The 23,870-nt window shown below is 45.6% G+C and carries 19 protein-coding genes; 10 read left to right on the top strand and 9 right to left on the bottom strand.

The annotated features are described in order from the left end of the window. The first annotated feature begins 165 nt into the window (after positions 1-165). Together N773_RS0111510 and N773_RS0111505 are read left to right on the top strand one after the other, a co-directional pair. The gene (locus N773_RS0111510) at positions 166-1,542 is read left to right on the top strand and encodes a serpin family protein (RefSeq protein ID WP_024857929.1); all 1,377 of its coding nucleotides are present in this window, start codon (positions 166-168) and stop codon (positions 1,540-1,542) included. Positions 1,543-1,778: 236 nt separating this feature from the next. Then, complete coding sequence (locus tag N773_RS0111505) at positions 1,779-3,164, top strand: sensor domain-containing diguanylate cyclase (RefSeq protein WP_024857928.1); 1,386 nt, start codon at positions 1,779-1,781, stop codon at positions 3,162-3,164. 58 nt (positions 3,165-3,222) lie between these two features. On the opposite strand, the gene thrS is transcribed toward N773_RS0111505, so the two are convergent. From thrS to N773_RS0111490, 3 genes are all read right to left on the bottom strand, one after another. Further along, positions 3,223-5,166, bottom strand: coding sequence for a threonine--tRNA ligase (gene thrS, locus N773_RS0111500; RefSeq protein WP_024857927.1), 1,944 nt, complete (start codon positions 5,164-5,166; stop codon positions 3,223-3,225). Positions 5,167-5,252: 86 nt separating this feature from the next. Continuing rightward, positions 5,253-5,879 carry a suppressor of fused domain protein gene (locus N773_RS0111495; RefSeq protein ID WP_024857926.1) on the bottom strand — a complete coding sequence of 209 codons (627 nt, stop codon included), beginning with the start codon at positions 5,877-5,879 and terminating at the stop codon, positions 5,253-5,255. Between the two features lie 38 nt (positions 5,880-5,917). Beyond that, positions 5,918-6,307, bottom strand: coding sequence for a hypothetical protein (locus N773_RS0111490; RefSeq protein ID WP_024857925.1), 390 nt, complete (start codon positions 6,305-6,307; stop codon positions 5,918-5,920). A 582-nt stretch (positions 6,308-6,889) separates the two neighbouring features. On the opposite strand from N773_RS0111490, the gene rny reads away from it, so the two are divergent. After that, entirely contained in the window at positions 6,890-8,455 is a 1,566-nt protein-coding gene (gene rny, locus N773_RS0111485) for a ribonuclease Y (protein ID WP_024857924.1), read from the top strand. A 164-nt stretch (positions 8,456-8,619) separates the two neighbouring features. Beyond that, a complete protein-coding gene (locus N773_RS0111480; RefSeq protein WP_024857923.1) occupies positions 8,620-10,185 on the top strand; it encodes an O-antigen ligase family protein in 1,566 nt (521 codons plus the stop codon). A gap of 44 nt (positions 10,186-10,229) precedes the next feature. Here the strand turns inward: N773_RS0111480 and N773_RS0111475 are convergent, their stop codons facing one another. From N773_RS0111475 to N773_RS0111450, 6 genes are all read right to left on the bottom strand, one after another. Beyond that, positions 10,230-11,018: a nucleoside phosphorylase gene (locus N773_RS0111475; protein WP_024857922.1), complete on the bottom strand. Its 789-nt coding sequence runs from the start codon at positions 11,016-11,018 to the stop codon at positions 10,230-10,232. A 122-nt stretch (positions 11,019-11,140) separates the two neighbouring features. Next, positions 11,141-11,980 carry a DUF3592 domain-containing protein gene (locus N773_RS21285; RefSeq protein WP_024857921.1) on the bottom strand — a complete coding sequence of 280 codons (840 nt, stop codon included), beginning with the start codon at positions 11,978-11,980 and terminating at the stop codon, positions 11,141-11,143. Between the two features lie 46 nt (positions 11,981-12,026). After that, positions 12,027-12,467, bottom strand: coding sequence for a DUF3592 domain-containing protein (locus tag N773_RS0111465; protein WP_196231637.1), 441 nt, complete (start codon positions 12,465-12,467; stop codon positions 12,027-12,029). A gap of 187 nt (positions 12,468-12,654) precedes the next feature. Further along, positions 12,655-13,164: a DUF3592 domain-containing protein gene (locus N773_RS0111460; protein WP_024857919.1), complete on the bottom strand. Its 510-nt coding sequence runs from the start codon at positions 13,162-13,164 to the stop codon at positions 12,655-12,657. Between the two features lie 235 nt (positions 13,165-13,399). Next, entirely contained in the window at positions 13,400-14,239 is an 840-nt protein-coding gene (gene nadC / locus N773_RS0111455; RefSeq protein WP_024857918.1) for a carboxylating nicotinate-nucleotide diphosphorylase, read from the bottom strand. Between the two features lie 21 nt (positions 14,240-14,260). After that, positions 14,261-15,763: an L-aspartate oxidase gene (locus N773_RS0111450; protein ID WP_024857917.1), complete on the bottom strand. Its 1,503-nt coding sequence runs from the start codon at positions 15,761-15,763 to the stop codon at positions 14,261-14,263. 388 nt (positions 15,764-16,151) lie between these two features. Between N773_RS0111450 and N773_RS0111445 the strand changes: the two genes are divergently transcribed. From N773_RS0111445 to N773_RS0111420, 6 genes are all read left to right on the top strand, one after another. Beyond that, entirely contained in the window at positions 16,152-17,282 is a 1,131-nt protein-coding gene (locus N773_RS0111445) for a GntR family transcriptional regulator (protein ID WP_024857916.1), read from the top strand. A gap of 163 nt (positions 17,283-17,445) precedes the next feature. Continuing rightward, positions 17,446-18,144: a helix-turn-helix domain-containing protein gene (locus tag N773_RS0111440; protein ID WP_024857915.1), complete on the top strand. Its 699-nt coding sequence runs from the start codon at positions 17,446-17,448 to the stop codon at positions 18,142-18,144. A 171-nt stretch (positions 18,145-18,315) separates the two neighbouring features. Beyond that, the gene (locus N773_RS0111435) at positions 18,316-19,389 is read left to right on the top strand and encodes an ABC transporter substrate-binding protein (RefSeq protein WP_024857914.1); all 1,074 of its coding nucleotides are present in this window, start codon (positions 18,316-18,318) and stop codon (positions 19,387-19,389) included. 170 nt (positions 19,390-19,559) lie between these two features. Continuing rightward, on the top strand, positions 19,560-21,083 hold the full coding sequence (locus tag N773_RS0111430) for a sugar ABC transporter ATP-binding protein (protein WP_024857913.1): 1,524 nt from the start codon (positions 19,560-19,562) through the stop codon (positions 21,081-21,083). Beyond that, complete coding sequence (locus N773_RS0111425) at positions 21,070-22,164, top strand: ABC transporter permease (protein WP_024857912.1); 1,095 nt, start codon at positions 21,070-21,072, stop codon at positions 22,162-22,164. The genes N773_RS0111430 and N773_RS0111425 overlap by 14 nt, the downstream gene beginning before the upstream one ends. A gap of 20 nt (positions 22,165-22,184) precedes the next feature. Further along, entirely contained in the window at positions 22,185-23,249 is a 1,065-nt protein-coding gene (locus N773_RS0111420) for an ABC transporter permease (protein ID WP_024857911.1), read from the top strand. Positions 23,250-23,870: the final 621 nt, after the last annotated feature.

Below are 23,870 nucleotides of genomic sequence, written 5' to 3'. Positions count from 1 at the left end.
GGCATCGGGAACGATCGCCGCGCTTTTGTAATTTATGTACCAAAACTGTGATGCAAAATTTGTGCATTATAACACCATAAATTGTCGGCAGGCTGTACGTATATAAAATGTAAGACAAAAGAAAGGCGATAACAAAACGCCGACATAATATAGGAGGAAACAAAAATGAAAAACATATATTTAAAGAGAACTATTTGCATGGCACTTGCAGGTCTGATGATTGCACTGACTTCCTGCGGAAACGTCAGTGAACAGAAAGAATCTCCCGCTTCCACAGGTAAGAATACAAGTTCTTCGGCAGGGAATGCAGACCCGACAACCACACCCGATGATACAATTGCTGAACCCGATGAGACAAATATGTCGGTAAAGCCTCTTTCTGAGGTTTCTCATGAAAACAGCGACGAAACGCCCGATGATAGTTTTAATGCTGCCTATCGCAATTACTCTGCTGAGTTATTCAAGACGACCTGCGCTGAGGATATCAAGGCGGGCAATAATGTTATGATATCACCTGAAAGCGTTATGTTGGCTATTGGAATGACAGCAAACGGCGCTAATGGTGAGACCCTTTCGCAGATGGAAACTGTTCTCGGCGGTCAAGGCATCGACGCTGTGAACAAGGCTATGCAATACCGCATGACAAAGTTTATGAACAGTGATACTGTAAACTTTAATGTGGCGAACTCCGTATGGGTGCGTGACGATTCAGAACGTATAAAGATGAAACAGGAATTCTGCGATAAGGTAAAGTCGGTGTACAACGCTGACAGTTTTCTTGCGCCTTTTGATAACACCACCCTCAATGATATCAACAGCTGGGTCGACAAAAACACGAATAATATGATACCTTCTGTGCTTGATAGTATAAAAGAAAGCGATGTTGCATACCTTATAGATGCAATGGCATTTGAGGGCGAATGGGCTGAGAAATATGAGGATGCTCAGGTGCGCGAGGACGATAAATTCACCAACAGCAAAGGCGAGGAAGAAAAGGTGAAGATGCTGTACTCTGAGGAGGGCGGCTATTTTGAGGACGAGAACACCACAGGTTTCCTGAAATTTTACAGCGGACATGACTACGCTTTTATGGCTATGCTGCCCTCGGAAGGTACTGACATAGCTGATTACGTGGCGAATATGGATGGTGAAAAACTGAGCAATCTCTGGCAGAGCGCCGGAGGAAGTGTAGATGCGTGCATACCGGAATTTTCCTATGATTACGGCAGAGAACTGAGCGATGACCTTAAAGCTATGGGAATGACTGCACCATTTGATGAGAACGCTGATTTTTCAGATATGGCAGAAACAGGTTCGGGATCGCTCTTCATTGACAAAGTTATCCACAAGACCCACATAGAGCTTGACCGCTTCGGAACAAAGGCGGCAGCATCAACAGTAGTTGTTATGACAGATGAAGCTTGCATGGAGGCAAAAGATAAAAAGCAAGTATATCTGAACAGACCTTTCGTTTATGCGATAATAGATACCGAAAGCGGAACACCTGTTTTCATGGGTGCTGTGAATACCGTTAACGGCTGATAATTGATATTGATAAGTATTGCTCCCCGATTCGTATCGGGGAGTTTTTTATAATGGAGCTTTTGAACAATGTTACAAAAATGACATAAAATATCTCAAAAATTCGACATTTTACTTGACATAAATTGTCAATCATGCTATAATAAATTAAAACATCAATGTTAATATTCTATGAAACTTCATAAAGTCAGAATTTCATTATCTGTAGATTAAAATAATTGTAAAAGAGGTGTACTATGGATAGAAAGCAAACCAATGTAAAAACAAGTATTCGTAATTTTATTCTCGCACTTATCCTCTTGCTTACTACAAATGTCCTGATGGGCGTGATACTAGTGAAAATATCAAAAGACGCACTGCGCACCCAGATAGAAGCAAGAATGCTTGATGTATCAAATACGGCAGCGGCACAGATAGATGGCGAAGTTCTCAAGAATATAAAGGCTGAACACAAGAATTCCGCGGATTATAACAGGACGCTGGATATACTTCGTTCATTTCAGGATAATATCGAACTGGACTACATTTACGGAGTAAATCCCGAACCTGACGGTACCTTCACATTTACCATAGACCCTGACAGGGAAGATCCTGCTGAATTCGGTGAAAGTATTCAAACCACCGAAGCACTTTTAAATGCTGCTAAAGGTAAATCAGACGTTGATAAAGAGGCTCATGCTGATGAATGGGGAAGATTCTATTCGGCATACAGTCCTATTTTTGATGCTGATGGCAAGGTTGTGGGTATCATAGGTGTTGATTTCAGTGCGGAATGGTATGAAAACGCAATGAATGCCAACAGATCGGTAGCCGTTATAGTAACATTGGTCGCTATGACGATAGGTATCGTTTTGTCGTTTGTTATCATGTCACAAAACAGAAAGCGTTTTACAGAAATGCTGAACAGACTTGAAGATCTTGATGATCTGACACAGAAGCTGGATAAGCAGATCATGGAGGGCTCTATAAAAAGGCTTGAAATGCTGCCTGAATCTGAAAGCCATATGCTGAAAACTCTTGCACAGGGAGAAGCGATCGAGGAACATTCGGTAAATGAATATGAAGCAGTCAATTCAAGTATTGAAAAGGTCTATGACAAGCTTCGGCATTATGCAAAGTATGTTGAATCAAGAGTGGAGTATGATGATACTACGGGTGTCAGAAACAAGGTATCGTACAGAAGCAGGGTAAAGGAGATAGACGAGCAGATATCTTCAGGCAAAGCTGTATTTTCGGCTGCGTTTTTAGATATCAACGGATTGAAAAAGATATATACTCATCACGGCTTTGAAGCGGGTGAAAGGTTGTTGTATGAATGTGCAAGAATGCTGAAACACGTATTCGGAAAAGAAAGCGTGTACCATGTAACGGGTGATGAATTTATCATACTGGCAGATAAAAAGCAAAGCTGGGAAATGAAAGACCTTTTTGCTGAATTTGAAAAAGAGCTGGAAAAGTATAACGAAGAACACGTACATGAAAATCTTCTCTCGGTTGCAAAGGGATTTGTAACATTTGATCCCGAAAAGCACAGGAATTATCGTCAGCTGTTTGTAGAAGTCAAAGCTGCCTGCGATAAGGACAAAGAAGAATACTACGCCAGAAAAACCGCCGAAATATAGTAAAAAGCGATGTACCTGCAAAAAAGGTACATCGCTTTTGGCTTATACAAATTTAGTATTACTTAGCCTTTGTATCGATCTCTTCCTTCAGCTTGGCGATGGCATCAGCTGCGGGCATAGCGGGAAGCTCGCCCTCTTTTCTTGAACGGACTGTTACAGTGCCGTCCTTAACTTCGTTATCACCGATGATGAACATATAAGGAACTCTGTCGAATCTTGCCTGCTTGATCTTAGGTCCGATGTTATCGTCCTCAGCATCTACCTCAACTCTCATGCCGAGAGCGCGCATCTTATCGCAGAGGTCGTATGCATAGTCATTGTGCTCGGGCTTGATGGGCAGTATACGTACCTGCTCGGGTGCCATCCACAGGGGGAGCACGCCTGCGTACTTCTCTATCAGCAGTGCGAGAGTTCTCTCGTAGCAGCCCATGGAAGTTCTGTGGATGATATAAGGATTGCGCATCTTGCCGTCCTTGTCAACATACTCCATGCCGAACTTCTTGGAGAGCAGCATATCTATCTGTATTGTGATAAGTGTATCTTCCTTGCCAAATACGTTCTTGATCTGGATATCCAGCTTAGGACCGTAGAATGCAGCCTCGTCGATACCTATCTCGTAATCAAGACCGATGTTGTCCAGTATCTTCTTCATTGTGCCCTGAGCTTCGTCCCACTGTTCGGGAGTACCCTCGTACTTGTCCGTTCTGTTGGGATCCCACTGAGAGAAACGGTAGCTTACGTCCTCTGCAAGACCCAGTGTTTCAAGGCAGTAATTTGCAAGGTCGAGACAGCCGCGGAACTCTTCTTCCAGCTGTTCGGGGCGAAGTATCAGATGACCCTCGGAGATAGTGAACTGACGTACTCTGATAAGACCGTGCATCTCGCCGCTGTCCTCGTTACGGAACAGTGTGGAAGTCTCGCCAAGTCTCATAGGCAGATCTCTGTAAGAACGCTTTCTGTTCAGGAATACCTGATACTGGAAAGGACAAGTCATGGGACGCAGAGCGAAACATTCCTTTGTCTCGTCATCGGGGTCACCCAGTATGAACATACCGTCTCTGTAGTGATCCCAGTGACCGGAGATCTTGTAGAGGTCGCGCTTTGCCATGAAAGGAGTTTTTGTCAGCTGATAGCCGCGCTTGTACTCCTCGTCCTCTATCCATCTCTGGAGAGTCTGTATAACCTTAGCGCCCTTGGGCAGCAGGATAGGCAGACCCTGACCAATGTAATCAACTGTTGTGAAGTATTCCAGCTCACGTCCCAGCTTGTTGTGGTCGCGGAGTTTAGCTTCTTCCATCTGCTTCAGGTGCTCTTCAAGCATGGAAGCCTTGGGATAAGCAGTACCATAGATACGGGACATCTGTATGCCGTCCTCTGCCTTGCCCCAGTATGCGCCTGTGCACTGTGTCAGCTTTACAGCCTTGATGGGAGCAACGCTCATGATATGAGGACCTGCACAGAGGTCAACGAAATCGCCCTGCTTATAGAAGGAAAGCTTTTCGCCCTTGCTGTCGTGCTTGTCGATAAGCTCTATCTTGTACTTCTCGTTTCTTTCCTCCATCAGCTTGATAGCCTCATCGCGGGAAAGCACGAATCTTTCAAGCTCAAAACCTTCCTTTGCGAGCTTCTTCATCTCAGCCTGTATCTTTTCAAGGTCAGCGGGAGTAAAGGGCTTTTCAACTTCAAAATCATAGTAGAAGCCGTTCTCCGTAGCAGGACCTCTGCCCAGCTTAGCATCGGGATAGAGATTCTTGACAGCCTGTGCCAGCAGATGTGAAGCAGTATGCCAGAAAGTCTCCTTGCCGTGCTTTGAATCAAAAGTCAGGACTTCAAATTCACAGTCGCTGTCGATGACGGTTCTCAGATCCTTGATCTCACCGTTGATCTTTACAACGCAGGCAGCCTTGTAAAGACCCATTCCTATGCCCTTGATTATTTCGCTTGCAGGCATTGCCTGCTCGATCTCCTTAACGGAGCCGTCTTTTAACGTTAGCTTGATCATTATTATTCCACCTTTCATTTTTACCATCCGCGGTAGCGGTCTTTGTCTTGCATATAAACGCGTACCGCAGGATCAAATTGCTTGAATTATACTATTGATTTTCTGTAATAATCGGTAACATCGCTGCCGAGCTTTTGGTATATCTCAGCCACGCTGTCATGTGAACCGAGAGTTTTCAGTTCAGCATCGGTCATGCCGATCATTTCGATGAATTCCACTCTGCCGTTAGGTGTTTCAAGTGTGTTCACCGACGGGTCGTTGATGCAGATGAAACCTGTCAGAGGAGACTTCTGCTCAAAGTCAATACCTGCGGTCTGACCCGTGTAGAGGTATTCGTTGTTCTGGAATATCTCGCCGTTCTTGAAGGTTATCCTTGCTATCTGCTGAAGAAGTCCTGCGACACATTTCAGCTCGTTTGCTTCGTTTTCGGGGGTGTAGCAGCCCTTTTTCAGTTTGAATGTCAGCTCATAGCCGAATCCGCTCCACTCTTTGTCCTGGCTTTCTTTTTCATAAAGTTCCGAAAGTCCGTAGGTGACAAAGTGCCAGAAATCGCCGCCGTCATAGATGCTTATACCGTTCAGCGGGTCATTGCCGCCCAGTTCATACGGCACTATGGTGCCATAGTGTATAGGTGCTTTCTGGTCAGGATATATCCTTTCAAATTCTGCGGTTATAGCGTCCCAGCCGCTGGTCTCAGGTTTTCCGACTGTCATGATATCCCTCCGTTCAAATCTTTTGAGTTCAGTTTATCTTATCGCATATCCACGCTCCATGATACGACCTGCCGGGTCCCGACTTTGGCCTTGCTGTCAGCCTTATTAGCGGGAAGTACCATGAATATATAAGCGTATACCCAGAAGCACAAAAGCAGTACGCTTAATATATTAGCCACTGCGCTTAAGCCTCTGGTAAGCGATTTTTTAACTACGAATCTTGTCTTTTTGCCGCTTTTCTCACGTGCCAGTGCATTGAAAAATCCAAGGAACCAGTATGCACCTATCCATATTGGCACGAATATCAAAAATCCCAGTGTGTAGGTTATCGAATGCCTGTATGCCATGAATGATACCACTCCCGCGCCTATACAGGCAGCGATGCTTATAAAATAGCATATCATCGCGAATGTTTTTCTGTTGTTCATTTTGTGTTTCCTCCTAGTGTTCTGTATGTGCAAAATAAAAAATCCCACGAGAGTATATTACTCTCATGGGACGTCATATAACGCGGTTCCACCCAGATTCGCACAATACCATTATTATGGCACTGTACCTCATTTAGTCTTTAACGCAGACCTGCGGCGTGTATTGGACGCACTCTGGGGCGGTATCCGTGAAGCTTTGCGATGTACCGCTTTCAGCATATGCGGTACTCTCTGTGATGCGCTTTATGTGCCAAACGGCTTCCCCGTCATCGATTTACAATATTATAAAATTATCATATCACTCTTTAATGCGTTTGTCAAGGGGGATTTTCAGGGCATATCCCCAAAAATAAAATTTTTAGCAGAATATCTAAAAAATACCTTGACATTTTCGGCGATTTGTTATACAATAATATTATGCATTAAAATTTTTATCGGTCCCGCTGAGGCGGTTTACCATAAAACTATTCATGCTATTTGTATCTTTACAATTTAATATCGGGCAGAGGCTTTTTTCGTGGATACAAGGGGTATCCGTAAGGAAAAGGACTCTGTACTTTCAAGAAGGAGGAATGCTATACAATGAGTGTCGGATTGGTAATAGCACTTTGTGTAGCGGCTCTTGTTCTTGGCGCAGCTATCAGTGGCTACATTTGTTTTAAGAAGGGAATCGACTATCGTAAGGAAACTGCCGAAGCAGCTATAGGCTCGGCTGAAGCAGAAGCGGAAAAGATAGTAGAGGAAGCGAAGAAAAACGCAGAGACTCTTAAAAAGTCAGCATTGGTGGAAGCAAAGGACGAAATACATAAGTCCCGCCAGGAAACTGAAAAAGAGCTGAAAGAAAGAAGAAGTGAAGTATCCAGACAGGAAAGACGTATCCAGCAGAAGGAAGAGAGCATCGACAAGAAGCTGGACAATCTGGAAAAGAAGGAAGAAACGCTTCAGAAAAAGCTGAAGTCCGCCGACGAGAAGGTGGCTGAGGCTGAACGCATCAAGCATTCACAGCTGGATATGCTGGAGAAGATATCTGGTCTGACAGTAGATCAGGCTAAGGAATATCTGCTGGCACAGCTTGAGGGTGATCTGGTACATGAGAAGGCTGTCAAGATAGCTAACTATGACGCGCAGATCAAGGACGAGTGCGATGCCAAGGCAAGACAGTATATTTCGCTTGCTATTGCGAGATGTGCGGCAGATCAGGTGTCTGAGACTGCTGTATCTGTTGTGGCGCTGCCCAACGATGAGATGAAGGGTAGGATAATCGGACGCGAGGGAAGGAATATCCGTACCATTGAAACTCTTACCGGCGTTGACCTTATAATCGACGATACCCCCGAGGCTATCACCATTTCCTGCTTCGATCAGGTAAGGCGTGAGGTCGCAAGGATAGCCCTTGAAAAGCTTATCCAGGACGGCCGTATCCACCCCACCCGTATCGAAGAAATGGTCGAGAAAGCCAAGCGAGAAGTGGAACTCAAGATCAAGCAGGAGGGTGAAAGAGCTGTACTGGAGACCAATGTACACGGTCTTAATCACGAGCTCATCAAGTTGCTGGGTCGTCTGAGATTCCGTACCAGCTACCGTCAGAACGTGCTCAATCACTCTATCGAGGTTGCACATCTGGCAGGCATGATGGCATCAGAACTGGGTGTTGATGCAAATCTCGCAAGAAGAGCAGGACTGCTCCATGATATAGGTAAGGCACTGAGCTATGAGATCGAAGGCTCTCATGTTCAGATAGGCGTAGATGTATGTAAGAAGTACAAGGAAAATGCCGATGTTATCCATGCTATCGAAGCACACCACGGCGACGTTGAAACAAGAACTGTCGTTGCGGCTCTGGTTCAGGCGGCAGATGCTATCTCCGCGGCAAGACCCGGCGCGAGAAGCGAGAACTATGAAAACTATATCAAGAGATTACAGAAGCTTGAAGAGATCTGTACTTCCTATGACGGCGTAGAGAAATCTTTCGCTATACAGGCAGGCAGAGAGGTAAGGATCATGATTCAGCCCGAAAAGATCAACGATGAAAAGATGGTCTTGGTGGCAAGGGAGATCGCAAAGAGGATAGAAACAGAGATGGACTATCCGGGACAGATCAAGGTGAACCTTATCAGAGAGAGCAGAGTAGTGGAGTATGCCAAGTAAGGCTTGAAAACGGCGGACAGGGCAATGACCTGTCCGCTTTTTTTATAATAAAATACAGTGATCCCGCTGACACACCGGACTTTACGGCGCTAAAAGATATATAATGATAGTATGGTGTGGTAAAGGGATAGTCAGACAAAAATAATATAATACAGAGGCGCATTATGGCAAAGGATAAAAAAACAGATACGCTGAATAAGGGGCATAAGCACCTGTTCGGCTCTACGGAAAAATCAGATTTTATTCTGAATATGGACTTTGACGGTGCTCAGAAGATGTGCAGCCGTTTCTGTATGCTGGCAGTGCTTATAATATCGCTGGTGCTGATACCTGCGTATTATACCCAGCATATCGAGATGTATGTTGAGGAGAATATGCCTCACTATCTCGGTGATAATTTTATATTCTATTCGGCATCGATGGTCATGCTTATGGGCGGACTGGGCTATCTGGTGTTTGATGTGGCCAGACAGAAGGGTCTGGTCGATCTTAAAAACAACAAGACACTGATACTGCCGATACTGTTGCTTGTTTCGACGCTGGTATCGGCACTGGCGGCAGGCAGCAAGCACGATTCTCTGCTGGGCTACATCGGCAGACATGATGGTTTTCTCATGACTCTCGGCTGGCTGGGACTTTTTGCCGCGGCGGCAGCACTCAGCGACGGCAAGCGTAAAAAAGCGCTCTCGGATCTTATCGTAGGTATGGGAACATTTCAGGCGATAGTCGGTATTATCGAAGCTATCCCCGCGGTATCATCTGTTACAAGCAATTACTTTGAAAATCTTTTCCTCTATCCCAGTACGACCGATGTTGCAGATGCTTCAAAGGGAGAGATATTCATATCTCAGGAAGAGAACTATACATCTTTCGGCGTATACTTAAAGGGCAGGATCGCAAGCGGATTTTTAACCTCGCCCCATGCGCTGGCAGCTTTTCTTTCGGTGGCATTTGCACTGGCTATAGGCGGCGCGGCTTTTGATGATAACAAAAAGCGCAGGATACTTTACTGTATTGCCGCTCCGATAATGGCAGCTGCCGCTTGTCTGACAGATGTTTATGCAGGTGTTCTCGGCATAGGAGCAGCTTCGTTTATCGTGCTTATCCTGGCAGTTGTCAAGGCGGCAAAGGGCGGCAAGGGCGCACTTGCAGTGTTCATTCCTCTGGCTGTATCGGGTATTGCGGCAGGCGCACTTTTCGGAACAGGCACAGCTGAGTTCAATGATGAAAAAGTCATCTTTACCGACAGTTATGTTGTTAGGTCGATAGGTCACTATGAAAGATATGACTACGTATACGGCATGGCTGATAAGGAGACTGATACCCGTGGTATCTATGATTACCTCTTTGGTGATGCGGTAAATGTTATCTCTGACAGACCTGCGCTGGGCGTTGGTCCAGATAACGGGATTTATCATCTCTCAAAATATAATCTCACCATGGACCGCAGCTATAACGAGTACATGGATACCGCTATGCAGAAGGGTGTTCTCACACTGATACTGTATGCTGTTTTCCTTATCGCTACATTGATAAAGGGTATAAAGCTTGCAGCAGGCTTCATCAATGGCAAGACTGACTGGGTATCTGCGGCAGCATTTGCGGCGGTACTGGCGTATATGGCTCAGGCCTGGTTCAACACCACCTGGTTCAGTGCGACATACATAATGTTCATAGCAGCAGGTCTTTGCTGGGATATTTCTGTTAAGGGAAAGAACTGTAAGGTATAACAAATGATATGAAAAAGCGGAGAGCGATCGCTCTCCGCTTTGTTTTATGCCTTGTCCTGGCGTATCAACTTTCTTATGGCTTCTACTGCGCATTTGATTCCACGTGAACTGTCGTCTGTCAGGGTGTCGGGCAAGCCTTGTTTGGAGCGCTCCATGTTCCACAGGGCTGTGAGTACACATCCGCAGCGTACACCGAGAACCATGCCTACCGAGTATATCGCCGCACACTCCATTTCCGAAGAAAGACAGCCGCATTTTACAAAGCTCTTCCAGCGGGGCAGAAGATAGTCAGCCACACCCGAACGCTCGGGCTCGACCTGACCGTAAAAGCTGTCCTTTGAGTGTACAACACCTACGTGATAGCGGTTGCCGTTCTCATCCGAAGAAAGTTCTTCGGCGCTGTCAGCCAGTGCCCTAAGTACTGAATAATCTGCCGACGCAGGATAGCCTATGGGCAGATACTCGTATGAAGTACCCTCGGCACGTATTGCGCTGTTTGCGATTATGAGGTCGCCGCCCCATATTTTAAGGTCTATACCGCCGCAGGTGCCTATGCGGACGAAGGTATCCGCACCGCATTTTGCAAGCTCTTCCACAGCTATCGCCGCAGAAGGCCCGCCGATACCTGTTGAACATACCGTGACCTTTTCACCGTCAAGTGTTCCTGTGTATACGTTGAATTCGCGGTTATTGGCCACCTGTACAGCATTATCCAGAAGCGCTGCTATTTTCGGCACACGCCCCGGGTCGCCGGGAAGGATAACGTATCTGCCTACTTCCTCGGGAAGTGTCTGTATGTGGAACTGTCGCTGTCCGTCAAGAATAGATGCCATGCTTATACCTCCTTGAACATCTGTTGTTTTGCGCTTATAACGACATTCAGCACGGTACAGTTTTTCCGTACCGTGCAAAATGTTTTACAATAATATGGTGAAGGATTGGAAATGTCAATTTATCAGTTCAGCTGATTGAAGTCATTATAATTGTTGCTGCTGCCGCTGTATACGTTGTTATTGCTGTAGCTGTTGTTATAATCGTTATTGTAGTTGTTATTGTAATTGTTGTTATAGTTATTATTGTAACCGTTGTTGAAATTGTTGTCGTAGGTATTATAGCTGTTATTATAGTCGTTATTGTAATTGGTGTTGTAGCTGTTTGGATCGTTGTATCCGTTGTTGTAGTTGCTGTTAAAATTATTATTGTAGCCGTTATTATATCCGTTGTTATTGTATCCGTTGCTGTTATAGGTGTTGTAATTGTAGTTGTTATTGCCGTTAAAGCCATTCAGTACAACACCTGTGCCTGATGCTGCCGCTCTGCTAAAACCGGAGCCGCCCTGTCTTGCTTTCTGGGCAAAGCCGCTGATAACGACGATAATGCCTATCACACCTAAAAAGCCCGATACGACCATACCGCCTGTGCCGCTGTTGTCATAGTTTGAATAATGATCTTTGGCAGGGTTTGAAGGGTTATAGGTTACTTTAAGGGTAGCGCCCGTGTCAAGTCTCTCAGATGCGCTGAGAGTTGAGCTGCCTGAATATTCCTTGCCGTTAGCCTCGAATTCATATCCGGTAACATAAACATAATATGTTGTTCTGTGGTGCTTGCCGGATTTTCTTGTCCTGCGCTCCGATCGTACAGACTGAACCACACCTGTTGTGGACTGAGTGCAGCGCTTGCGCATATTATTCGTTTTGTTGCTGACGGAGAATATAACTATCGCAACGATCACCCATATCAAACCAAAGAATATAGTAAATCCGGGACTTGATTTTGTATTTCTTCTTACAGCCATTTTCTTTTACCTCCGTTTTGTTGTACGTTTTTTCTATACACATATATCAACACTTGTCAGTGTTGTTCATACCATTCAAATCGGCGTTTATGCCATTCGATCTGTTAAATCGTGCTTTATCCTTAATGCCTGCGGCCAGGATAATAACGCCTATCACACCGAAAAATACCGAAACTGCAAATTTTCCTGTACAATCGTCATCTAATGTGGTATAGTGCTCTTTACCGGGCTTTGATGGATTGTAATTCACATGCAACGGACTGCCCTCATAAAGTCTCCGTTTTTCATCGAGAGTAGAACGTCCCGAATACACCTTGCCGTCAACTTTAAATTCGTATGTGGTCTTATACCAATAATGTGTTTCTGTTCTGTGCGTGCCGGTTTTTTTTGTTACTCTCAATTTTTTTACAGATTTTACCACACCTGTTGTGGATTCGGTACAGCGCTCACGCATATTATTCGTGTAGATGCCGAAAAAAAATATCACTGTCGCTGTCAACATTAATATCAGACCCCAAAAGAAGAAAGTTTTATAGGAGGGGACCATGTTTGTTCTTGCTGCCAAGTTCTTCAACCTCTGTTTTGCGGTGTTTTTACTATAAACATATATTAGCACTTTTCCGTGCTTTTTTCTACCAACTCAGATTTGCAATTGCGCAACGAAAAGTTGCATTTTACTGCCACTGTTCATAATTGCTGAAATCGTCATTCTTTGCTTGTTTCTTGCCAAGGTGAGTGAGGAAAAGTCCCACGAGAATTACTATCACACCGATGCCTGCAAAGCTGAATCCTATGATCTTGAAAAGCATTGATATAAAAGCAGTGGTCTTATCGGTTGGTACAAAAGCTTTCTGAGGAGAATCGGGGTCTATCATGATGTCAGCCTTTTCACCTACGCTGTAAGGCGGGTGATTTGAATATGAGTTTGCGGAGTACTGGTAGTTCACGCCCTCATAAACATAGCTGTATATCGGTGTAGACAGACCATCGTTGTTATATTTGTAGTTGATGACATCGGCTTCGATGGAAACAGTGCATTGTGCCTTTGTTTTTTCGATGCTTTTGCCCAGCATGATACCTATTGTGCCGAATATCCCGCCCACCAGTATAAATATCGCCATTACCAAGCCTATCACTAAGGCAGATGAAGTGCTATATCCACGATATGATCTGTATACTCTCATTTTATGTCCTCCGTCTTTATCAAAGCTTCTTTTTGCCGGCACATAATGCCGCATATTATTCTTTTTTTTTCTGTCCTTAGTGGTGACATATATCCCGAAATACAGCAAACGACATAAATCAAATATTTATGCCGTTTGTGTAGTTCTGATCATATTGTAATAATATCACGTTTGGCGGCAAAAATCTACCAACCGTTCTTTGCAATCACGCAACAAAAGGTTGCACTTTGCGGTATCATTTTACCATCTTCATGGAAATATCGAATGCTTTGACAGAGTGTGTCAGCGCACCGAGAGAGATTATATCAACGCCTGTTTCAGCTATGCCGCGGATAGTTTTTTCGGTAACATTTCCCGAAGCTTCAAGCAGAGCCCTGCCGTTTGTCAGTTTAACGGCTTCTGCCATTTCCTCGTTGGACATATTATCCAGCATGATTATCTCAACACCGAGGTCAAGAGCTTCTTTAAGCATATCCATATCGGCTACTTCAACTTCTATCTTGACGGTGTGACCGACTTTTTCACGCAGGGCATTAACTGCGCCTGTCATGCTGCCATAAGCATCAAGATGAGTATCTTTCAGCATAGCGCAGTCGGAAAGATTATAGCGGTGATTTTTTCCGCCGCCGACAGTAACGGCATACTTCTGTATAGCCCTGAGTCCGGGGAGAGTTTTTCTGGTATCTGCCACGCTTGCCTTAGTGCCTGCGATAAGCTGTACGCACTTGTTTGTAGCGGTAGCTATGCCCGACATATGCTGTACAAGATTAAGCGCTGTACGCTCGCCTTTCAGCAGTGCCCTTGTAGGACCTGTTATCTCAGCGATGATGTCGCCTTTTTGTACAACTTCGCCGTCATGTATAAAAATACGGAAGGACACTCTGTCGTCCAGCAGTTTGAAAACTCTCAGAGCTACCTCGATGCCGCAGAGCACACCTTCGTCCTTTGAAACGTACTTTGCAGTGCTTACAGCGTCATCGCTCACCAGCAGGTCGGTGGTCACGTCGATGTAATTGATATCTTCCAGCAGTGCTGTTTTGATGATATCATCTATCTGGAATTGCATAAGTCTCATAAATTTACCTCCGTGGTATCATCAGAATCCGTGTTCGTAGTCAACGTAGTCCAGGGGAACACTTTCAAAAGCTATCTCAACTGCCTCTGTCAGGACTATATAAGCCACTGTTGCAAGGCTTTTGGCTTCGATATAATCGCGGTCTATCTTGAAGTTGCCTTTCACAAGCATCTCGCGGATGTGTGCTACCCTTGTAAGGCTGTCCTGAAGACTGCCTATATCAGGCAGTACAAAGTATGCCTTCTGCATGATGGATCTTATCTCGCGTCGCAGTCCCGATGGGATATGCTCGGCATTCTCGTCTATCTTGTAATCGAAGCTTTTCAGCTCCTTATTCCTGTCTATCTTTTCAGCGATATCTTGTGCCGCACGGCGAGAGAATACAAGGGCTTCAAGCAGAGAGTTGCTTGCAAGTCTGTTATTGCCGTGAACACCTGTGTGTGAGCATTCGCCGCAGGCGTACAGACCGTCGATATTCGTTCTTGCAAAAGTATCCACATTTATGCCGCCCATAAGGTAGTGGTGGCAGGGGAATATCGGCACAGGCTCCTTGGTCATATCATAGCCTGCTTCAAGCAGGTTCTTGTATATCATCGGGAAACGGTTCTTTACGAACTCGGGATCCTTGTGGGATATGTCTATGTAGAATTCGTCTGAACCTGTTTTCTTGGCTTCAAATATGATAGAATGGGAAACCACGTCACGGGGAGCAAGCTCAAGTCTGCGGTCGTAGTTCTGCATGAATCTTTCCTTTTTGCAGTTGAGCAGATAAGCGCCCTCGCCGCGAACAGCCTCGGATATCAGGAAGCATTCCCTTGTCTTGCGGTTGTTGAAAGCGGTGGGGTGGAACTGTATATAGCTCAGGTGCTTTATCTTGGCACCCATCTCATAAGCCTTTGTTATACCGTCACCCGTAGCTATGGCTGAATTTGTTGTGAACTCGTAAACTCTGCCTATGCCGCCGGTTGCGAAGATCGCTTTGTGGGAATTGCAGGTTATATATTCATCGTCTTTAAGCACAAGGAAAGAGAAACCGTCACCGACTTTCTGGCAGTCGCACATCAGTGCGTTCTCCCATATCTCAACGTTGGGGAGAGTCTGCACATAAGCCAGAAGCTTTGTTTCTATCTCATAGCCCGTAGCGTCCTTGTGGTGGAAGATACGGTGCTTGCCGTGACCGCCCTCAAGAGTGCGGTGATAGTCACCGTCGGGCTTCTTATCGAATTCAACGCCAAGCTGTATTATCCTGTCGATATCCTGAGCAGCCTCGGTAACAAGTACCTCGGTAGAGTCGGGATCGTTCTCAAAACCGCCTGCTATAAAGGTATCCTCCTTGTGATACTCGGGAGAATCCTCCGGGCTTTTGTAAACGCCTGCGATACCGCCCTGAGCCAGTGCGGAATTGCACAGCGTGAGATCGCGCTTAGCCAGCACGAGAACTTTCAGATCGGCAGGGAGATTTACTGCCCCGTACAGACCTGCGGCGCCGCAGCCTGCGATGATAACATCATAATTTTTGCTCATAAAATTTTACCCTCTTTGCTATGCAGAGATTTACATCAATGCAACAGTATATGGTCAACTGTATACTTATTTCATTATAACACAACTGAGTCTGAATTTCAATAGTTAATGCAAAAAAATGAGCATTCCGCCCCAATATGTTTTTATTGGGTTAATGAAAAAGGAATATTATGATTTGTATTGTTTGATACTCGTGGAGATGTTTGGTCAAAACCGACAAATAAGCCTTTTATGAATCTGTTAACTATACAAAATTGGGGAAAAGACACTAAAGTTGTATTTACAAGTGTTCTTATATGTGCTATAATTTGTTCAAATTAGTAAAGTCATATATTGATATTTTGAAAATACATGTTATACAACCAATTATAAGATCGAGGGGGAAGTTATGGACAATTATAAATATCTGATGATCGTGGATTGGGTAAAAGAACATATAGCGTCCAAGGGGCTGAAACCCAATGAACGTTTTCTTACCGAAAAGCAGCTTTGTGAGATCCACGGTGTCAGCAGGCAGACAGTCAGGCAGGCGCTGATGCTGCTTGAAAGTGAGAATGTCATAGTCCGTGTCCGCGGCAGCGGTACTTTTGTGGGAAACAGGTCAGCTGTATCTCCGTCTGTATCCATAAGGGGCAGCATAGGGGTGATATCCACTTATTTCAGCGATTACATATTCCCGCATATAGTTACGGGAGTTGAGAGTGTGCTGGGCAGTGCGGGCTGCACCATGCAGCTGGCGATAACTCACAATCAGGTGTATGAGGAGACTCAGGCGCTTGAAAGTATGCTGGCAAACGGTGTGCAGGGTCTGATAGTAGAGCCTTCAAAGAGCGCTTTGCCGAATCCGAATATGGACCTTTATGCGAAACTCAGACGCGAGAAGATACCGCTGGTATTCTTCAATGCGAAGTATCCCTGGGCAGATCAGCCCTGCGTTGCTATGGATGACGAAGCCGCAGGCAGGACGGTCACGGATTATCTGTTCGACTGCGGACATACAAAGATAGCAGGTGTTTTTGCACTGGACGATGTTCAGGGACACAAGCGTTACAGCGGATTCATGCAGAGCTGTCTTACGCATGGGATACGCGAATCGGAGCGGAATGTAATATGGTTCGCGACCTCCGAAAAAAATGATATTTTCAGCTATACGCAGGATAAGCTTCTGGGTCTGCTGAAGGACAAGAGCGCAGTTGTATGCTACAACGACAAGATAGCCGTGAAGATGCTGAAACTTTGCAGGGATAACGGCATAAGAGTGCCCGAGGATATATCTGTGGTGGGCATAGATGATTCAAGGTATGCTTCCATCTGCGAGGTGCCGCTGACTACGGTGCATCATCCGCAGAAAAAGCTGGGCGAGGCTGCTGCAAAGCTGCTTCTTGATATGATTGAAGGGCGGGAAACATCGCCTAAGGATATGCTGTTCACTCCCGAACTTGTGGTGAGAGAGTCGGTGGCAGACCTGAAAATGGGAAGTACGATACAATCGGTTCAGAGGAAAAAGGGTATGAAATAAGAGGATTTTATCCGTTTGCGCACATATCGGCGAGCAAGGTTATGTGCGAATTGTGATATGTACACAGCAGCGCACCCTATGGCCTTGACCGTGGGTGCGCTTTTGATTAATTAAAAGGGAAGAACATAGTTGTACATACAAAATAATGTGGTGGTGACTATTTATGAGAGAGAAAATGTGTTTGGAAGAATGTTGCAATGTAAGAAAACTTGATACCAAAAGGATAGGCGAACTGCTAAGAAGCGGCAGTACTGCAAACTGTGGCAAGGTACTGGACGAGGTGCTGGATGAGGTCGGATTTGACGGCCTGCATTCATTGGTGCTGAGACTTTATGTCTGTACCGATATGTATCTTGAAGCAAGAAGTTTTACACGGCAGCTGGGCGTGACCGATGAGGAATTTACAGAGTGCTTCGGCGGAGTTGACGAGATAGAAGAGAAGCTTTCCACGGTGGAAAAAGCCCGGGAAAATATGCATGATATGCTGGAGCAGTGCATACGCTGGAGAGTTGAAAAATGTCATGAAAACGGCAATTCTGTAGTTAGAGACGCCCGCGAGTACATCGATGAACACTACATGAGCAGCGGTCTTTCCCTGACTGCGGTGGCTGAGGCAGTGGGGATAAGCCCTGCCTATCTCAGCGCTTTGTTCAAGCGGGAAATGGGCAAGAACCTTTCCGAGTACATCACAGGTATAAGGATAGAACGTTCAAAGGAACTCCTTTGCTGCACTTCAAAGCTGATATATGAGATAGCATTCGAGGTCGGTTTTCAGGATTACAGATATTTCAGCCAGATATTCAAAAAATGTACAGGGCAAACTCCAAGACAGTTTCAGAACAGTGCAAACATATGTATGTAGAATTTTTTACGTCACAGTAAAAATTTAAACAAATTGAGTAAATATTTTGGTATAAATGTATGCACAATTTGATTATAATGTAAGTACAAGTTAAGAACACGAAAGGTGTAAGGCGAAAATACACCTTTGGAGGATAACACAATGATATGAATATCTAAGGAGGAAATAAGAATGAAAGTCAAGAAGATTCTGGCAATGGCTATAAGTATGGTGATGTGCGCTGCGATGTTCGCGGGCTGCGGAGATGCGGGAAGCGGTTCTGATGACGGCGGAAAGTCAACCAAGTCCGGCAGCAAAGACAACGGCGACGTTAAAGAGGACGGCGGCGAAGATGAGGGAGGAGATACAGGAGATGTTGATGACGGCGATTATATCACGGTCGGCATAATCAACAATGACCCCAACGAGTCGGGCTACCGTACTGCCAATGACAAGGATCTCAAGGCTACATTCTGTGAGGAAAACGGATTTAAGGCTGATTTCTATTACAGTCTCAAGAACGATGAGCAGATAACAGCTGCACAGAAGTTCATACAGGACGAAGTTGATTATCTGCTTCTGTCCGCAGCTGATACAGCAGGCTGGGATACGGTTCTGCAGGACGCTCAGGATGCAGGCGTAAGGGTAATACTTTTCGACAGAACTATCGATGCTGATGAGAGCCTGTACGAGGCTTCCATCGTTTCCGATATGGCCAAGGAAGGTCAGACCGCAGTTGACTGGCTGAAGGGTCAGGGACTTTCCGATTATAAGATAATACACCTTCAGGGCGTTATGGGTTCTGCTGCACAGAAGGGCAGATCTCAGGCACTGACAGATACAGCGGCTTCCGACGGCTGGGAGATAGTTGAAGAGCAGACAGCTGAATGGAATGCTGAAAAGGCACAGCAGATAGTTCAGTCCGTTATCGATTCGGGCAAGGATTTCAACGTTATCTATGCTGAGAATGATGATATGGCTAAGGGTGCTGTTGCGGCACTGGATAAGGCAAATATATCCCACGGCGTAGGCAAGGATGTTATCGTTATGGGCTTCGACTGCAATAAGTGGGCACTTGATGAACTGCTGGCAGGCAACTGGAACTATGACGGACAGTGCAATCCTTTCCAGTCCTCTTATATAAAGGATATAATAGACAAACTTGAAAATGACGAAACTCTCTCAGAAAAGACTATAATCATGGATGAGAAGGGCTTCGATGCAACTACCATCACGCAGGAAGATGTAGATAACTACGGTATCTGATAACAGGTCACACTGTTTTCCCGATGTCTGCCGGCACGGTTCGGCAGTATTTCGGGATCATGATAAAAGGCTATGATAAATTTCAGATAAAGAAGTAAGTGCGGTGCGGCATAGGCGAGGTCAATTATGTCCCCGCACTTATTTTGAGATCACGAGCGGGAGGACTGCATATGCAAAAGGATTCACTGCTTGAAATGCGGGGTATCTACAAGACTTTCCCCGGAGTAAAGGCTCTGCAGAATGTTGATTTTACTCTTAAAGAGGGTGAGATACACGCACTTATGGGTGAGAACGGCGCGGGAAAATCCACGCTGATAAAAGTGCTGACAGGCGTACACGTAAAGGACGGCGGAGATATATTCGTCAGAGGACGTGAGAATGCAGTGCATATCAATTCGCCGAAACAGGCACAGGCGCTGGGCATAAGTACTGTTTATCAGGAGATATCCCTTTGTCCGAATCTGTCTGTTGCCGAGAACATCTTCCTTGCAAGAGGCAAGGGTATCGGTGTGAACTGGCGAAATATGAATAAAAGAGCCGATGAGCTTCTCAAAGAGCTGGGCATAAATGTAAGAGGTTCTCAGCAGCTGGCCAGCTGTTCTATCGCGGTTCAGCAGATGGTGGCTATCGCCAGGGCTGTGGACATGGAATGTCAGGTGCTGATACTCGATGAGCCTACATCGTCACTGGACGAATCAGAGGTAGCCAAGCTGTTTGTACTTATGCGCAAGCTCAAAGAGCGGGGCGTAGGTATAATCTTCGTAACACACTTCCTGGATCAGGTATATGAAGTATGCGACAAGATAACCGTACTGCGTGACGGCAAGCTTGTAGGCGAGTACGAGATAGAAAAACTGCCGAGACTTCAGCTGGTATCAAAGATGCTTGGCAAAGAGCTGGACGATATGGCTGATATCAAAAATGACAGCCCCACATTCAAGAAAACAGAGGATAAACCCGTATACGAGGGTGAGGGTCTGTGTTCTTCAGAGGGTATAAGCCCCTTCGATTTCAAGATATACAAGGGCGAGATCAACGGATTCACGGGTCTGCTGGGCTCGGGCAGAAGCGAATGTGTACGTACTATATTCGGCGCTGACAAGGTAACGGGCGGTTCGGTAAAGATCGACGGCGAGCCTGTAAAGATAACAAAGCCGAGACAGGCGATGAAATACGGCATAGCATATCTTCCCGAAGACAGAAAGCGTGACGGTATCGTGGGCGATCTTTCCGTAAAGGATAATATCATACTCGCCCTCCAGATAAAGACAGGTTTTTTCAGACCGATATCAAAGGCAAAGGCGCTGGAGTATGCCAACAAGTATATCGACCTGCTGGATATAAAGACAGCTTCGGTAAATACACCGATAAAGTCCCTTTCGGGCGGCAATCAGCAGAAGGTGATACTTGCAAGATGGCTTTTGACAGAGCCGAAGTATCTTATCCTTGATGAACCTACCAGAGGTATAGATGTCGGAACAAAAGTTGATATACAGAAGCTGATGCTGAAACTGGCTTCCGAGGGCATGAGCGTAACATTCATATCTTCCGAAACGGACGAGATGCTGCGCACCTGTTCGAGACTGCTGGTAATGAGAGACAGAAAGCTTGTGGGAGAACTTACAGGCGATCAGCTTAACCAGAATACCATCATGGCGACTATTGCGGGAGGTGACACAAATGGCGAACAATAATGCACAGCCCAAAAAGGCAGGTATAGCAGGCTTGTTCAGGCATCAGATAATGATACCGATAGCTGCGCTGATGCTGCTGGTGCTGTTTAATCTCATCGCAGATCCGTCATTTTTCAAGATCACACTGGGCAGCAACAGCGACGGGAACCCCGTCCTGAACGGCTACCTTATAACTATAATCGACAGCGGCTCCGAGCTTGCCATACTTGCACTGGGCATGACCCTTGTAACGGCGGCATCGGGCGGACAGGATATCAGCGTGGGCGCGGGCATCGCGATAGCGGGCTCGGTACTGCTGAGAGTGCTTTGCGGTACAGAGACAAGCCCTGAGACACTCCACGCCCCTGTGATCGTGGCATTTCTGATAAGCTGCCTTGTGGCGATGCTGTTCGGTGCTTTTAACGGTTCGCTGGTGGCATTCTTCAAGATACAGCCAATGATAGCAACTCTTATACTGTTTACCGCAGGACGTTCCATAGCGGCGTGGATAAACAACAATCAGCTGCCAAACGTAAACGAGCCTTCATTCAGCTACTACGGTACATATATCCCGGGTATACCGATACCCACACCTTTCTTTATAGCGCTGGCGTGCTTTCTGGTGACATGGCTGCTGCTGAGATTCACCACACTGGGACTTTACGTACAGTCGGTAGGTATAAACGAGAAGACTTCCAGACTGAACGGTCTTAACCCCGAACTTATAAAGCTGCTGACTTATGTTCTGCTGGGACTTTGCGTTGCTATTGCGGCACTTATCAAGGTCAGCCGTCTTCAGACGATAAACTACTCGGTAATTGCAAAGGATATCGAAATGGACGCTATTCTCGCGGTGGCACTGGGCGGAAACGCACTGGGCGGCGGTAAATTCAGCATGAGCAGTTCCATTCTCGGCGCATATGTTATACAGTTCCTTACGACTACACTTTATAAATTCCAGGTCAAGGCAGATGCTCTGCCTGCGTACAAGGCAGTCGTTGTAATAATCCTCGTAGTCATGAGTGCTCCCGCAGTACGCGAGAAGCTCTCGGCACTTATAAAAAAGCTGCGCACGGAAAAGGCTGCAGCCCAGAATTCCTGACGGACAGGAGGTAGAGTTATATGTCAAGATTTAACAGACGTGGCGGCGGCGAACTCAAAGCTCCCACAAAAATGACAGATACCAACCTGCTGACCATGATAACCATATGCGTATTTGTAGCCATGTACATATTCGCGGTGCTTTTCCTGAAAAAGGGATTTCTGAAACCGCAGACATTCTTCAATATACTCAACGCTAATGCGGCGCTGATAATACTCGCCTGCGGAATGAGCCTTGTTATGATAACGGGCGGTATAGATATCTCTGTGGGCGGCGTGACGGCTCTGGTATCAATGAGCTGTGCGGTCTATCTGGACCATAAGGGCGGAAGCCTGCTGATGGCTGTACTGATGGCTGTCGGAATAGGTCTGGCATTCGGTATAGTGCAGGGCTATCTTGTGGCGTATCTGGAGATACAGCCGTTTATAGTCACGCTGGCGGGAATGTTCTTCGCACGAGGTGCGACCACTATTGTTTACAACAAGCCTTTCAATGTGGCTAATGAAGATTTTGTAAAGCTTAAAGCCACAAGGATACTTATACCATACCTGGGCACGTACAACAAAAGGGGCAAGTATATCCTCGCTTACATCGAGATAGGTGTTATAGTGGCGATAGCTCTGGCGATACTGCTGTTTGTACTGCTGAAATGGGCAAAGCCCGGAAGAAACTTTTACGCCGTTGGCGGCAACAGGCAAAGCGCACTGATGCTGGGCGTAAACGTAAAGCGGACAATATTCTTCTCTCATTTGATTTGCGGACTGATGGCGGGCATAGGCGGCTTCGTGTATTTTATGCACGTTGGTTCCGGCTCGCCACAGCACGCGAGCGGTGCCGAGATGAATGCGATAGCATCATCGATAATAGGCGGCACAATGCTGACAGGAGGTGTCGGCAATATCATCGGCACGGTGTTCGGAGTGCTTTCACTGGCACTTATACAGAACATAGTATCATCGGCAGGTCTTGATGACGCGTGGTGGACAGGTATAACCGTAGCGGGTATGCTCTGCATCTTCCTTGTAGTACAGAGTATAATCATTGCACGCCGCAAGAAAGCTAACGCAGCTGCGGCAAAACAATAAAGCACTTCCATTCTCTTAATAAACAGGTGTGTCCTTAAATACTGAGGCACACCTGTTGTTTTTTATGATACTACCGTTTACTGCCGTATTAAACGGAGATGGGAATGAAAAAGAGGCTGTTGCAGACCCAAAGAAACTATTTACATAAATCCAAACATATATAATTGATTTTACTGAATTTACTGGAATTTACTGAAATCTCTTTTCAGTAAAATAAAAGCCCTATTTTACGGTGTTTGAGAGCAAAAAAACATTTTACTGAATTTACTGACGGGGTAATACATTTTTTTGAATTTACTGATAGGGTAATACGGACACTTTAAAAAATAAATTTACCATATATTGGTAATTATACCCATATTTCACATTTTCCCCTCTACCTGTTCAGTAAATTCAGCAAAATAAAAAACGGTGCTGAAACGCAGCTTTTTCGGGGGTTTATTTTACTGGAAATCGGATTCAGTAAAATTCAGAAAAATCAGTAAAATGTTTAGCGTGCTAAAGTGAAAGGGGTCTATCCATGAAAAAAATACCTGATGACCGTATATACCTATTTCGTTTCGGGCGAAAAATATACTCCCCGACCGTTTTTGAACTGAAAACGGCATAAAAACCAGCAGA

The sequence above is a fragment of the Ruminococcus albus AD2013 genome (assembly GCF_000526775.1).
Lineage (GTDB): Bacteria > Bacillota > Clostridia > Oscillospirales > Ruminococcaceae > Hominimerdicola > Hominimerdicola alba_A.
This window is presented reverse-complemented; position numbering and strand designations above follow the sequence as displayed.